This window comes from Nocardioides sp. CPCC 206347, assembly GCF_048654605.1.
In the GTDB taxonomy this organism is placed as follows: Bacteria; Actinomycetota; Actinomycetes; order Propionibacteriales; family Nocardioidaceae; genus Nocardioides.
Window position 1 is genome coordinate 1 of record NZ_JBMCYZ010000010.1, and the last position, 13000, is coordinate 13000.

A 13000-nucleotide genomic window follows, 5' to 3' on the forward strand; every position below is an offset into this window, starting at 1 on the left:
CCCGGTCCCATCCCGAACCCGGAAGTTAAGCCTGCCAGCGCCGATGGTACTGCAACCGAGAGGCTGTGGGAGAGTAGGACGCCGCCGGACATACATTCAGGTAGAGGCCACCCTCGGGTGGCCTCTACTCTGTTTTGTACCCAACACTTTTCAATAGCGATTCGACACCAGGAGACTGCCGTGGCAGACCAGCGTGGACGGCGCGATGACGCGCCGAAGAAGGGTGGCCCCCGCGAGGGAGGCGCCCCCCGCAAGGGCACCTCGTCCCGTGGAACCAGCGGCGCCCGCAGCGGCGCCGGCTCGGACCGCGCACCCTATGACCGGAGCCCGCAGGGCCGCGGCAAGCCGTCGGATCGCTCGGGCAAGCCCGCTGAGCGTTCGGGCAAGCCGTCGGATCGCACCAGTGGTGGACCGCGTCGTTCGCCCGACCGCACCTCGGTGCCTCGTAACGAGCGCGTCGTGGACCAGGCGACGTACGACGGCCCCCCGTTGCCCGAGGACGTCAACGGGATGGAGCTCGACGCCTCGGTGCGCGCCCACCTCAAGGACCTGCCCGACAAGCTGGGGTCCCGGGTCGCGCGCCACCTCGCTGCTGCCGGCCGGCTGATCGACGACGACCCGGAGACGGCCTACCAGCACGCCCTGGCCGCCAAGGCGCGTGCACCGCGCCTGGCCGTGGTCCGTGAAGCGGTCGGCGAGGCCGCGTACGCGGCGGGTCACTACGCCGAAGCGTTGTCCGAGCTGCGCGCCGCCAAGCGGATGAACGGCGCCACGGCGTACCTCCCGATCATGGCGGACTGCCACCGGGCGCTCGGCAACCCCACGCGCGCACTCGAGCTCGCCAAGAGTCCTTCGGTCGTCAGGTTCGCTGCTCCGGCGAAGGCGGAGATGACGATCGTCGAGGCCGGCGCCCGTCGTGACCTGGGCCAGATGGATGCTGCCCTGCGCACCCTCGAGGTCTCCCCGCTCAACCACAAGGGCCGTGAGGCCTGGGTCGTACGCCTGCGCTACGCCTACGCCGACACCCTCGAGCACGCCGGTCGCCTGAACGAAGCCTTGGCCTGGTTCCACAAGACCAACGCGATCGACGCCGACGAGGACACCGACGCGGCCGACCGTGCCGAGTCGCTCGAGAAGCGCGTCGACCGGGAAGGCTGAGGCCTACTCCGTCGCGGTCCCATCGTCCGTCCCGGTCTCGGCTGGGCGGCCGGTGACCGTGACGATGGCCTGCTGGTGCCCAGCGGGCTGGGTGTCCCACCGGACGTCCTCGCGATAGGCGATGCGGATCCGGTCGATGACGGCCACGACCGGCTCGTCGGAGACGATCTTCAGCACGATCGAGTCGCCACCGACCATCCGGGCGCCCTCGGGATTGACCAGTTCGGCGCAGAACTGTTCGGGCTGCGTGGTGACGCCGACGGTGCCCCGGCGGCACAGGACGGGCGTGACGTCCATGTCGGCGCTCGTGGTGGCGTGCACCTGGACCCCTGAGATGCGCAGCGTCCGTCCGAAGTCATCGGAAGCGCTGAACATGCCGACGTACAGCGGGGTGCCGACCACGCCACTGGCGCTCATCGTCTTGGTGTCCGTCGGCAGGTCCTCGGGTGTGGTGGCATACCAGGCGAACCAGCCGATCAGCATCAGGACAGCGACCGCGACGATCGCAATGCGCCACGTCTTCGACTGGAACGACGGGCGGGGCACACGAGGCGCGCCCAACGAACCGCGTGTCCGCGAGCGCGCCTTCTTGGTCGGTTCGGCCCTGCGTCGTCCCGGGCCCTGCTTCGGAGCCGACTCCGTTCCCCCCACGGTCATGGTCGAACCTTAGGACACCGCCGCCCCGGCGCCGGGGACCTGCCAGACTCCGGTGCATGAGTCTCCGTGGGCGCAGTGCTGTGCAACCGAGGCGGCCGACGCTCGAGGGAAGTGTCGCGGTCCGCGACGGGCGCCGCCTGAGCTTCGCCGAGTACGGCTCTCCGCGCGGCCCGGCCCTGGTGTGGATGCACGGGACCCCGGGCGCCCGGCGCCAGATCCCCATCGATGCACGCAGGTACGCCGCGGAGGCCGGCCTGCGGATCATCGGTATCGACCGTCCGGGGATCGGGTCGTCCTCGCCGTACCTGTATCCGAACCTGTTGGACTGGACCCGGGACCTCGAGCTGCTGCTCGACGCACTGGCCGTGGACAAGGTCCGCGTGATCGGCCTGTCCGGTGGTGGCCCCTACGCGCTGGCCGCAGGCGCTGGCCTGCCCGATCGCGTGGAAGGGGTCGGGGTGCTCGGGGGAGTGGCGCCGACCAGGGGCCCCGATGCTGCTGCGGGCGGCATCATCCAGCTCGCGGTGCACACGGCGCCCCTGCTCGCGGCGACCCGGGTGCCGCTCGGCGTCGCCCTGACCGGCGCGATCCGCGCCGTACGGCCGTTGGCCGGTCCCGGGCTGGACCTGTACGCCGCCGTACAACCGGCGGGGGACAAGACCCTGCTCGGTCGTCCGGAGTTCAAGGCGATGTTCCTGGACGACCTGCTCAACGGCAGCCGCTTCCAGACCTCCGCGCCGATCTCCGACCTGGTCCTGTTCACCCGGGACTGGGGCTTTGCCCTGGCCGACGTCGCGGTTCCGGTGCGCTGGTGGCACGGCGACGACGACCACATCGTGCCGTTCCGGCACGGGCAGCACTGCGTCGACCGGCTCCCGGACGCCACGATGACCACGATCGACGGGGAGAGCCACCTGGGCGGCCTCGGGATCGCGCACCAGGTGCTGGACGAACTGATGGCTCTCGGGCAGGGTTCGGCGTAGGCGAGGACACGCGCTGAAACTCTGGTGTAGCGGCGTCCCATGGGCCACAATGGAGTTCACAACTACACACGCGTCACTCAACTGACCGATTTCATCAGTTCCGAGACAGATCACCTCCGAAGAGAGACCGCTGGGGAAGGCGTAACTCGCGCCGGAGGTAGGGAGTAGTCGAGGAGTTCGTGGTGACCGGAAGCATGAGTGCAACCAGGGGCGTGTTCTACGTCCACTCTGCGCCGTCCGCGCTGTGCCCTCACATCGAATGGGCCGTGGGCGGTGTTCTTGGCGTTGCCGTGAACCCGAACTGGACGCCCCAGTCGGCCCAGTCCGGCAGCTACCGCTGCGAGTTCTCGTGGGCGGGCAAGGCGGGTTCCGCGGCCGAGATGGCCTCCGCGCTGCGCGGCTGGAACCACCTGCGCTTCGAGGTGACCGAGGAGCCGACGCCGTCCACGGAGGGCGCCCGCTACTCCTACACCCCCGACCTCGGCGTCTTCCACGCCGTCACCGGCATCCACGGCGACATCATGATCCCCGAGGACCGGCTCAAGGCCTCCGTCGTGCGCGCAGCGCTCGGCGAGGTGACCCTCGAGAACGAGATCGACAAGCTGCTCGGCAAGCCGTGGGACGACGAGCTCGAGACCTTCCGGCACGCCGGTGAGGGCGCTCCCGTCCGCTGGCTCCACCAGGTCGTCTGAACCACCGACGAGAACCAGATCGACCCGGGTGCTGTGAGCACCCGGGTCGGTGTGGTTTTGCAGTCAGGACCGCCAGAGGGGAGGGCTCCAACGGTCCCGAGTCGAGGGGCCGGCGCCCGTCAGCTCATCGAGCCGAAGAGCACGGCCACGTTGGCGCCGCCGAAGCCGAACGAGTTGTTCAACGCCGCGATGTCGCCGAGCGGGAGGTCCCGAGGCTTCGTCGCGATGTCCAGCTCGACCTTCGGGTCCTGGTTGTCCAGGTTGATCGTCGGCGGAGCCAGCCGGCGGTGCAGCGCCAGCACGGTGGCGACCGCCTCGAGGGCGCCGGCGCCGCCGAGCAGGTGCCCGGTCATCGACTTGGTGCTGGTGACGACCAAGTCGCTCGCGTGCGCACCGATCACGGCGTGCAGCATGAGCGATTCGGCGACGTCACCCTGCGGGGTCGAGGTTGCGTGCGCATTGACGTGAGCGACGTCGGACGGGGAGATGCCCGCGTCCTGGATCGCGAGCCGGATGGCCCGCGCACCGCCGCGACCAGCCGGGTCGGGCTGGGCGATGTCATGGGCATCGGCGGTGATGCCGGTGCCGAGGACCTCGGCGTAGATCCGGGCGCCGCGCGCCTGGGCGTGTTCGAGGGACTCCAGGACCAGCGCCCCGGCGCCCTCACCGAGCACGAACCCGTCGCGCGCGGTGTCGAAGGGCCGGGAGACCGTGGTCGGGTCGCCCGGGTTCTTCGACAGCGCCATCATGTTGGCGAACGCAGCCATCGGCAGCGGGTGGATCGCGGCCTCGGTGCCGCCAGCAATCGCGACGTCGACCCGGCCGAGCCGGATCTGGTCGGCAGCCAGCGAGATCGCTTCGTTGCCCGAGGCGCAGGCGGACACCGGAGTGTTCACCGGCCCGCGGGCGCCGAACTTCAGGCTGACGGTGGCGGCCGGAGCGTTCGCCATCAGCATGGGGACGGCGATCGGGGAGACCCGTCGTACCCCCTTGTCGCGCAGCGCGTCGTAGTTGGAGAGCAGCGTTGTCACGCCGCCGATGCCGGACGCGAAGGCGACGCCGAAGCGGTCGCCGTCCACGTCGCCGGCCTCCATGGCCACGTCCAGCCCTGAGTCGGCCCAGGCCTCGAGCGCCGCCACGAGGGCGAACTGCGAGGACCGGTCCAGACGACGGGCCACGACTCGGTCGAGGACCTCGGACGGGTCGACAGCGACGGGCGCCCCGATGGTGACGGGCAGGCCCTCGGCCAGCTCACCGAGCTGGCGTACCCCTGAACGACCGGCGAGGAAGCCCTCCCAGGTGCTGGCGACGTCGCCACCGAGCGGGTTGGTGGTGCCCAACCCGGTGACGACGACGCGTGTGCGCGACATGGCTCTGTTCACCGTCCGGTTCAGGCCGCGCGGTTGCGCTCGATGAAGGCGACGGCGTCGCCGACGGTCTTGAGGTTCTTGACCTCGTCGTCGGGGATGGTGACGCCGAACTTCTCCTCAGCCTCGACCACGACCTCCACCATCGACAGCGAGTCGACGTCGAGGTCGTCGCTGAAGGACTTGTCGAGCTGCACGTCGTCGGCGGGGATGCCGGCGACCTCGTTGACGATGTCGGCGAGGGCGGCGCGGATCTCTTCGGTGCTCATTTTTTCTCCAGTGCTGATTCGTTGGTTGGTGGTGCTGGTGAACTGTGGGTGTGGCTCAGGGAACGACGACGACCTGGGCGGCGTAGGACAGGCCGGCGCCGAAGGCGATCAGCAGGGCGATGTCGCCAGGACGTGCGTCGCCCTCCTCGATCATCCGCTGCAGGGCCAGCGGGACCGAGGCCGCGGAGGTGTTGCCGGCGTCGATGATGTCGCGCGCGATCCTGACGGTGGGCGGCAGCTTCATGGACCGGGCCATCGCGTCGGTGATCCGGTTGTTGGCCTGGTGGGGGATGAAGCAGTCGAGCTGGTCGACGGTGACGCCGGCGCGGTCGAGCGCCTGCTGCGCCACCTTGGCCATCGCGAACGACGCCCAGCGGAAGACCTCGCTTCCCTTCATCGACAGGTACGGCATCTGGGGCTGGTCCGTGGCGCCGAGGTCACGCAGGTCGGGCGTGCGGATGTGGTCGTAGTGCTCGCCGTCGGAGCCCCAGACCACCGGTCCGATCCCGGGTGTCTCGGAAGGACCGATGACGACCGCACCCGCACCGTCGGCGAAGATGAAGGCCGTGCCGCGGTCGGCCGGGTCGGTGATGTCGGAGAGCTTCTCGACGCCGATGACCAGCGCGTAGCGGGCGCTGCCACCGCGCACCATGTCGTTGGCCAGCGCGACGCCGTGGCAGAAACCGGCGCACGCGGCCGAGATGTCGAAGGCCGCGGCCTGGTCGGTGCCGAGCTCGTGGGCGATCGCCGTCGCAGCGGACGGGGTCTGGAGCAGGTGGCTGATCGTCGCGACGATCACGCAGTCGATCTGGCGGATGTCGATGCCGGAGTGCTCCACCGCCTTGCGGGCTGCACCGACGGCCATCGAGATGACCGTCTCGGAGTCATCGGCGAAGCGGCGTGTGCGGATGCCCGAGCGCTGCTGGATCCACTCGTCGCTGGAGTCGATCGCGTCAACGACCTCGGAGTTCGGCACCAGGCGCGAGGGACGGTAGGCGCCGACGCCCAGGATCGCGGCGTGCGCCGCTCCTGTCTCGACGGTGAGCGCGCTCATGCCGACACGGCTTCCGGGCGCAGGATCGTCGACGGGTCGCCGTGCTGCAGGCAGAAGGCACGCGCCTCGTCGAGCTGTTCGGGGCCGTTCAACGAGAACGTCTCGACGTCGAGGCCGCGGTTGCGGAAGTAGCGCTTCGCGATCCCGGTGAGGGTGCCGGCGGGCGGCATCTCGAGGAAGCCGGTGATGCCGAGGTCGACCATCGACTCGAGGCAGAGGTCCCAGCGCACGGGCCTGGCGATCTGGCCGACGATCCGGTCGAGCACCTCGCGGCCGTCGTGGACCACCGTGCCGTCGGAGTTCGAGAGGAAGCGGGTGCGCGGATCGTGGACCGACACCGACGTGGCCAGCTGGGCGACGTGGTCGACTGCAGGAGCCATGTGCGGGGAGTGGAAGGCACCGGCGACGGGCAGGGGCCGCACGCGTGCGCCCTTGGGGGCGTGGGCAGAGAGCTCTTCGAGCTGCTCGAGCGTTCCGGCTGCAACGATCTGGCCGGGGCCGTTGTCGTTGGCCGCGGTGAGGCCGCACTGCGTGAGCGCGGCCAGCACCTCGTCCCGGTCGCCGCCGAGGACGGCGCTCATGCCGGTCGGCGTGACGGCTGCTGCGTCGGCCATGGCCTGACCGCGCTCGCGGACCAGCACCATGGCCTGCTCGGCAGTGATGACGCCTGCGCCGACCGCCGCGGTGATCTCGCCGACGCTGTGGCCGGAGACGGCACCGAGGCGGCCGAAGGCGTCGGCCGGGTGGGGGTACAGCGCCAGGGACGACACCAGGCCGGAAGCGACCAGCAGCGGCTGCGCGATCTTCGTGTCGCGGATCGTGTCCGCGTCGGCCGCCGTGCCGTAGTGCGCCAGGTCGAGACCGGCGACCGTCGACAGCCAGTTCAGGCGCGACTCGAAGACCGGATCCTCCAGCCAGGGCGTGAGGAAACCGGGAGTCTGGGCCCCTTGTCCGGGAGCGACGATGACGAGCACAGGAACAGCCTGCCTGCCCGACCCACACGCGTGCGCCTGCACGGCCCACGAAACTGCTGCTTCGCTGTTGTGGGACCCCTACAACTTGGACTGGCCGAGCGGGTGCTCAGACGCCCTGGCGGCCGAGCACGAGGGCCAGCTGCAGGACCAGCGCATCGCGCGGGACGGACGGGGTGAGGCCGGTCAGGTCGCCGATCTGGCCGAGCCGGTAGCGCACGGTGTTGGCGTGGACGAACAGCGCGCGGGAGGTCGCCTCGATCCCGCCGCCGTTGGCGAAGTACGCGACCAGGGTCTCGACGAGCTCGCCCCGCGCGTCGTTCAACGGCGCGTAGATGTCGTCGATCGCCTCGAGACGGGCGGACTCGTCGCCGGCAAGGATGCGCTCGGGCAGGAGGTCATGGGCCGACACGGGTCGCGGGGCGTGCGGCCAACCGACAGCCGCCCGCAGCGCGCCCAGGGCGACGCTGGCGGACAGGTGCGCGTGGGACAGGTCGGCCGCGACCGGTCCCACCACGACGGCACCCTCGCCGAACAGGTGGACGACGGAAGCGGCGTCGGTCTCCGGAGCCGTGACGCCACCGAGGATCACCACGAGGAGATGTCCCTGGACCGCACTCAGGGCGTCCAGGCCACCTTCCTTGGCGGCCCGCCGTACGTCCTCGAAGACGCCGGTCTGCTGGCCGGATGCCTCGGCGGGCGCGGTCCCGACGACGACCGCCACCTCGCCCCGTGCCGTCCAGCCGACGGCGCTGGCCCGGGAGAGCACGGACTCGTCGGTCTCGGCGCGCAGGACGGCGTCGACGGCGAGCGCCTCCAGGCGAGCGTCCCAGCGACCGCGGACCTCGGCGGCCCGGGCATAGACCTCGGCGGTCGCGAAGGCGATCTCGCGCCCGTAGCGGAGGATCGCGGCGTGGATCTCCTCGTGGACGTCGGGCTCGACGAGCCGGGCGATGTTGGCCTCGACCTCGTCGATGGTCAGCTTGATCAGGTCGACGGTCTGGTGCAGGTCGACCACGCCGGCCATGGCCCGTGGGGCGACGCCGAACACGTCGATGACGACGTCGTCGTCACCGATGTCGGTCCCGCCGCCCTCGGCGAACCAGTCGACGAAGCTCTTCACACCGGCCTGGACGATCATCCCGACCCAGGACCGGTCCTCGGCGCTCATCTCGCGGAACCAGGGCCGGTCGGCCTCCATGCGCGCGATCGCCGCCGTACCGAGGGACCCGGTCGCTGCCCGCAGCTGCTGGGTCGCATTGGCCCGTGCAGCGGGCCCGGTGGGGGTCATGGACCCAGCCTAGGGCTCGCATTTGTTAACGGGGCCGTCACATCGGTCAGGGCGGCCCCGTGATTGAATCGTGGATCACCTGCAGGGCTGTCGGGGAGGGGGCGCGATGACGGATCAGTCGAAGCACGAGGTCCAGTTCTTCACGCTGCACGGCAAGAGACGCGCATTCGTCAAGGCCGGCGAGGGACCCGTACTTCTCCTGTTGCACGGTCTGGCGTGCGACCACCGCACCTGGCTGCCCGTCATCGACGAACTCGCGAAGAAGTACACGGTGATCGCGCCCGACCTGCTCGGGCACGGCGTCTCGGACAAGCCGCGTGCCGACTACACGCTCGGCGGCTACGCCAACGGGATGCGCGACCTGCTGACGGTGCTGGGCATCGACAAGGTCACCGTCGTCGGCCACAGCTTCGGTGGCGGCGTCGCCATGCAGTTCGCCTACCAGTTCCCCGAGCGGACGCAGCGGATGGTGCTCGTGGCGACCGGCGGGTTGGGCCCCGAGGTCACACCCCTCATCAAGCTCATCCAGGCGCCGGGCTGGTTCCCGGCGATGGGCGTCCTCACGCTCCCCGGCATCCGCCACCTCGAGACGTTGGCGCTCCGGTCGGCGGCGGCGCACGGCGGCGGTCCGCTCCGCAAGTACACCCGCGACCTCGCCGAGGTCGCCGACATCCTCGAGTCGTGGAAGGACCGCCGAACCCGCTTCGCCATCCGGCACCTGGTGCGCGCGGTGATCGACTGGCGTGGCCAGATCGTCACCATGTCCGACCGGGCCTACCTGACCGAGGCCATCCCGATGGCCGTGGTGTGGGGACGTGACGACCAGGTGATCCCGGTGCGGCACGCCAGCAATGCGGCGGCGCTGGCACCCGAGCTGCGGGTCGAGGTGATGGCCGACTCCGGACACTTCCCGCACAAGGACCACCCCGAGCAGTTCGCGCGCATCCTGGACGACTTCATCGCCACCACCGAGCCGGCGACGTACAACCGGGCACGGTTCCGTCGGATGCTCACGTCGGGCATGTCGAAGCGGGTCGCACCGCTGGCGAGCGTGCCGACGGCCGTCACTCCCGCCTGAGGCCTGGCCGGGCGGCGAGCACGCTCGCCGCCCGGCGACTCAGGCGTCGCCGCCCTCCTGGAGGACGCCGGCCACCGACGTCGGGTCCGCGATCTGGTAGCGGTCGAGGGCTTCCTGGACCCGGGCCGGGTCGATCTCTCCGGCGTCGGCCAGCGCGGCCAGCGCCTGGACGACGACCGACTCGGCGTCGATCTGGAAGAACCGCCGCGCGGCCGGCCGGGTGTCGGCGAAGCCGAAGCCGTCGGCACCGAGCACGCGGTAGTCCTCGGGCACCCAGCGGGCGATCTGCAGGGGAACCGCGGTCATGTAGTCCGACACCGCGACCACGGGACCCTGGCCACCGCTCAGCGCCTCGGTGACGTACGACGTCCGATGGGCCTCCTGCGGGTGCAGCAGGTTCCACTTGTCGGTCGCGATCCCGTCACGGGCGAGCTCGTTCCACGACGTGACGGACCAGGTCTCGGCCTGGATGCCCCAGTCGTCGGCGAGGATCCGGCGGGCGTCGTCGATCCACGGGAAGCCGACGCCCGACGCGAGCAGGCGGACCCGGGGTCCTTCCGCGGCCGCGTCCGGTGCCGAGACGCGGTAGAGCCCCTTGAGCAGGGCCGCGACGTCGAGGTCAGCGGGCTCGGCCGGCTGCGGCACCGGCTCGTTGTAGACGGTGACGTAGTAGATGACGTCCTCGCCGCGGGGGTGCTCCTCGCTGGCGCCGTACATCCGCTCCAGACCGGCACGCATGACGTGGCCGACCTCGTAGGCGAACGCCGGGTCGTAGTGCACGACGGCCGGGTTGGTCGCAGCGAGCAGCGGCGAGTGGCCGTCGGCGTGCTGCAGGCCCTCGCCGGTCAGCGTCGTACGGCCGGCGGTCGCGCCGATCAGGAAGCCGCGGGCCAACTGGTCGGCCATGGCCCAGATCGAGTCGCCGGTGCGCTGGAACCCGAACATCGAGTAGAAGATGTAGAACGGGATCATCGGCTCGCCGTGGGTGGAGTACGCCGAGCCGGCTGCTGTTGCGGACGCCATGGCGCCGGCCTCGGAGATGCCCTCGTGGAGCATCTGGCCCTGCGGCGACATCTTGTACTGGAGCAGCATGTTGCGGTCGACGGACTCGTAGGTCTGGCCGTGCGGGTCGTAGACCTTGGCCGACGGGAACATGGCGTCCATGCCGAAGGTGCGGTACTCGTCGGGCGCGATCGGGACGATCCGCTGGCCGATGCCCGGGTCCTTCATCCAGTCCTTGAGCAACCGGACCGCGGCCATCGTCGTGGCGACCTTGTTCTTGCCGGCACCCTTCTTGAGCTCGGCGTAGACCGAGTCGCCGGGGAGGGTCAGCAGCTTGGACCGGTCCTCGCGCTTCGGCACCGATCCGCCGAGCTGGCGGCGACGCTCGAGCATGTACTCGATCTCGGGTGAGCCGGCGCCGGGGTGGAAGAACGGCGCACCGCCGGTGGCCTCGTACGACGTCTCGAGGTCGCGGTCGCTGATCGGCAGGTAGAGCCGGTCGCGGAACTTCTTGAGGTCGTCCTTGGTCAGCTTCTTCATCTGGTGGGTGGCGTTCTTTCCCTCCAGCGAATCGATCGTCCAGCCCTTGACGGTGTGGGCGAGGATCACGGTCGGCTGGCCGACGTGCTTCGAAGCGGCGTCGAACGCGGCGTACACCTTGCGGTAGTCGTGGCCGCCGCGCGGCAGCTTCTCGATCTGCCGGTCGCTCATGTGCTCGACCATGGCGCGCAGTCGCGGGTCGGGCCCGAAGAAGTGCTCGCGGTTGTAGGCACCGCTCTCGACCGAGAAGGTCTGGAACGCGCCGTCGGGGGTGGAGTTCATCTGGTTGACCAGCACGCCGTCGACGTCGCGGGCGAGCAGGTCGTCCCACTCGCGGCCCCACACGACCTTGATGACGTTCCAGCCCGCGCCGCGGAAGTTGGCCTCGAGCTCCTGGATGATCTTGCCGTTGCCCGTGACCGGACCATCGAGCTGCTGCAGGTTGCAGTTGATGACCCAGGTGAGGTTGTCGAGCTCCTCGCGGGCCGCGATCCGGATCGCGCCGAGCGACTCGGGCTCGGCCATCTCGCCGTCGCCCAGGAACGCCCACACGTGCTGGTCGCTGGTGTCGCGGATGCCGCGGTTCTGCAGGTAGCGGTTGAACCGTGCCTGGTAGATCGAGTTGATGCCGGTCAGGCCCATGGAGACCGTCGGGAACTCCCAGAAGTCCGACATCAGTCGAGGGTGCGGGTACGACGGCAGGCCGGCGCCCTTGCCGTGCTGGACCTCCTGGCGGAACCGGTAGAGCTGTTCCTCGGTCAGGCGTCCCTCGAGGAAGGCGCGGGCGTAGATGCCGGGGGAGGCGTGGCCCTGGATGAAGAGCTGGTCGGCGCCGCCGGCGCCCTTGATCGCGGGCGCGTCCTTGCCGCGGAAGAAGTGGTTGAAGCCGACCTCGTAGAGGCTGGCGCTGGACTGGTAGGTCGCGATGTGGCCGCCGACCTCGAGGCCCTTGCGGTTCGCGCTCGAGACCATGACCGCGGCGTTCCACCGGATGAAGGCCCGGATGCGGCGCTCGACCTCTTCGTCACCGGGGAACCACGGCTCGCGCTCCGGCGGGATCGTGTTGATGTAGTCGGTGCTGCGCAGTGCCGGGACCCCGACCTTCGCCTCACGTGCGCGTTCCAGCAGTCGCAGCATCACGTAGCGGGCGCGTTCGCGGCCGCGTTCGTCGATCAGCGAGTTGAAGGACTCGATCCAGTCCTTGGTCTCGTCCGGGTCGATGTCGGGCAGCTGGGTCGGCAGGCCTTCATGGATGACGGTGGGCGACGTGATCACGCGGTCGGCGGGGGTGGTGCCGGACGGCGTGGCGTCGGAGGTGTCAGAGGTCACGGACCCCATCGTGGCACCTATCAGGTGCCCAGAAAATCTACCCAGGAGTAGTGGTCATTGAGTCCGTTCAGTGGCGCAGGGTTGCGCCGCGGTACCTGACTCCGCTGGACTGTTCCCCAACCCGCGCGATGCGGGACCTTCGTCGTACCCCTTGAACTGCCCAAACCTGGAGGACTCACCGTGACTTCGACCGCCGCCGGCGGCACCACCCCGACCGGACCCGCAGAGCGTATGGGTCTCAATCCGGGGATGGTGGTTCAGGAACTCGGCTGGGACAACGACACCGACGACGCGCTACGCCTTGCGCTCGAGGACGCCATCGACGGCGACCTGGTCGACGGCGACTACGGCAACGTGGTGGACGCCGTGCTGCTGTGGTGGCGCAACGACGACGGTGACCTCGTCGACGGCCTCGTCGATGCGCTGACCGACCTCGTCGGTGGCGGCGTGATCTGGCTGTTGACCCCGAAGATCGGTCGTCCGGGCGCCGTCGACGCCGCTGACATCGCCGAGGCAGCGCCGATCGCCGGGCTGTCCCAGACGACGGCTGCGACCGTCAGCAAGGACTGGGGCGCGACCCGCCTCGTCGCTCCCAAGACGATCGCCTGA

12 protein-coding genes and 1 rRNA gene are annotated in these 13000 nt (G+C 70.0%); 6 read left to right on the forward strand and 7 right to left on the reverse strand.

All coding sequences use genetic code 11. From position 1 onward, the window contains the following. Together rrf and ACOACQ_RS23430 are read left to right on the forward strand one after the other, a co-directional pair. Positions 1-90: ribosomal RNA gene (gene rrf, locus ACOACQ_RS23425) — 5S ribosomal RNA — on the forward strand; the annotation flags it as partial. Between the two features lie 90 nt (positions 91-180). Continuing rightward, positions 181-1158 (forward strand): tetratricopeptide repeat protein, encoded by a 978-nt coding sequence (locus ACOACQ_RS23430; RefSeq protein ID WP_420289403.1) that lies wholly within the window; start codon positions 181-183, stop codon positions 1156-1158. Positions 1159-1161: 3 nt separating this feature from the next. Here the strand turns inward: ACOACQ_RS23430 and ACOACQ_RS23435 are convergent, their stop codons facing one another. Further along, positions 1162-1815 (reverse strand): hypothetical protein, encoded by a 654-nt coding sequence (locus tag ACOACQ_RS23435; RefSeq protein WP_378596450.1) that lies wholly within the window; start codon positions 1813-1815, stop codon positions 1162-1164. A gap of 56 nt (positions 1816-1871) precedes the next feature. Between ACOACQ_RS23435 and ACOACQ_RS23440 the strand changes: the two genes are divergently transcribed. Continuing rightward, positions 1872-2798 (forward strand): alpha/beta fold hydrolase, encoded by a 927-nt coding sequence (locus tag ACOACQ_RS23440; protein WP_378596451.1) that lies wholly within the window; start codon positions 1872-1874, stop codon positions 2796-2798. Between the two features lie 194 nt (positions 2799-2992). Then, on the forward strand, positions 2993-3490 hold the full coding sequence (locus ACOACQ_RS23445) for a DUF3145 domain-containing protein (protein ID WP_056712098.1): 498 nt from the start codon (positions 2993-2995) through the stop codon (positions 3488-3490). 119 nt (positions 3491-3609) lie between these two features. Here ACOACQ_RS23445 and ACOACQ_RS23450 read toward each other — a convergent pair whose 3' ends face one another. The 5 genes from ACOACQ_RS23450 to ACOACQ_RS23470 form a co-directional block, all read right to left on the reverse strand. After that, positions 3610-4860 (reverse strand): beta-ketoacyl-[acyl-carrier-protein] synthase family protein, encoded by a 1251-nt coding sequence (locus tag ACOACQ_RS23450; RefSeq protein ID WP_378596452.1) that lies wholly within the window; start codon positions 4858-4860, stop codon positions 3610-3612. 20 nt (positions 4861-4880) lie between these two features. Next, a complete protein-coding gene (locus ACOACQ_RS23455) occupies positions 4881-5126 on the reverse strand; it encodes an acyl carrier protein (protein ID WP_056711007.1) in 246 nt (81 codons plus the stop codon). A gap of 55 nt (positions 5127-5181) precedes the next feature. Next, a complete protein-coding gene (locus ACOACQ_RS23460) occupies positions 5182-6180 on the reverse strand; it encodes a beta-ketoacyl-ACP synthase III (RefSeq protein WP_378596453.1) in 999 nt (332 codons plus the stop codon). Beyond that, positions 6177-7154 carry an ACP S-malonyltransferase gene (locus tag ACOACQ_RS23465; protein ID WP_378596454.1) on the reverse strand — a complete coding sequence of 326 codons (978 nt, stop codon included), beginning with the start codon at positions 7152-7154 and terminating at the stop codon, positions 6177-6179. The genes ACOACQ_RS23460 and ACOACQ_RS23465 overlap by 4 nt, the downstream gene beginning before the upstream one ends. A 106-nt stretch (positions 7155-7260) precedes the next feature. Beyond that, positions 7261-8442, reverse strand: a complete 1182-nt coding sequence (locus ACOACQ_RS23470; RefSeq protein ID WP_378596455.1) for a PucR family transcriptional regulator — start codon at positions 8440-8442, stop codon at positions 7261-7263. 106 nt (positions 8443-8548) lie between these two features. Between ACOACQ_RS23470 and ACOACQ_RS23475 the strand changes: the two genes are divergently transcribed. Further along, on the forward strand, positions 8549-9520 hold the full coding sequence (locus ACOACQ_RS23475) for an alpha/beta fold hydrolase (RefSeq protein ID WP_420289404.1): 972 nt from the start codon (positions 8549-8551) through the stop codon (positions 9518-9520). 39 nt (positions 9521-9559) lie between these two features. On the opposite strand, the gene aceE is transcribed toward ACOACQ_RS23475, so the two are convergent. After that, entirely contained in the window at positions 9560-12337 is a 2778-nt protein-coding gene (aceE, locus tag ACOACQ_RS23480; RefSeq protein ID WP_378596520.1) for a pyruvate dehydrogenase (acetyl-transferring), homodimeric type, read from the reverse strand. A gap of 285 nt (positions 12338-12622) precedes the next feature. On the opposite strand from aceE, the gene ACOACQ_RS23485 reads away from it, so the two are divergent. Further along, positions 12623-13000, forward strand: a complete 378-nt coding sequence (locus ACOACQ_RS23485) for a DUF3052 domain-containing protein (protein ID WP_378596521.1) — start codon at positions 12623-12625, stop codon at positions 12998-13000.

Coding starts and splice junctions, on each gene's coding strand:
- ACOACQ_RS23435 (WP_378596450.1), bottom strand. CDS start 1,815: ATGACCGTGGGGGGAACGGAGTCGGCTCCGAAGCAGGGCCCGGGACGA.
- ACOACQ_RS23440 (WP_378596451.1), top strand. CDS start 1,872: ATGAGTCTCCGTGGGCGCAGTGCTGTGCAACCGAGGCGGCCGACGCTC.
- ACOACQ_RS23445 (WP_056712098.1), top strand. CDS start 2,993: ATGAGTGCAACCAGGGGCGTGTTCTACGTCCACTCTGCGCCGTCCGCG.
- ACOACQ_RS23450 (WP_378596452.1), bottom strand. CDS start 4,860: ATGTCGCGCACACGCGTCGTCGTCACCGGGTTGGGCACCACCAACCCG.
- ACOACQ_RS23455 (WP_056711007.1), bottom strand. CDS start 5,126: ATGAGCACCGAAGAGATCCGCGCCGCCCTCGCCGACATCGTCAACGAG.
- ACOACQ_RS23460 (WP_378596453.1), bottom strand. CDS start 6,180: ATGAGCGCGCTCACCGTCGAGACAGGAGCGGCGCACGCCGCGATCCTG.
- ACOACQ_RS23470 (WP_378596455.1), bottom strand. CDS start 8,442: ATGACCCCCACCGGGCCCGCTGCACGGGCCAATGCGACCCAGCAGCTG.
- ACOACQ_RS23475 (WP_420289404.1), top strand. CDS start 8,549: ATGACGGATCAGTCGAAGCACGAGGTCCAGTTCTTCACGCTGCACGGC.
- ACOACQ_RS23485 (WP_378596521.1), top strand. CDS start 12,623: ATGGGTCTCAATCCGGGGATGGTGGTTCAGGAACTCGGCTGGGACAAC.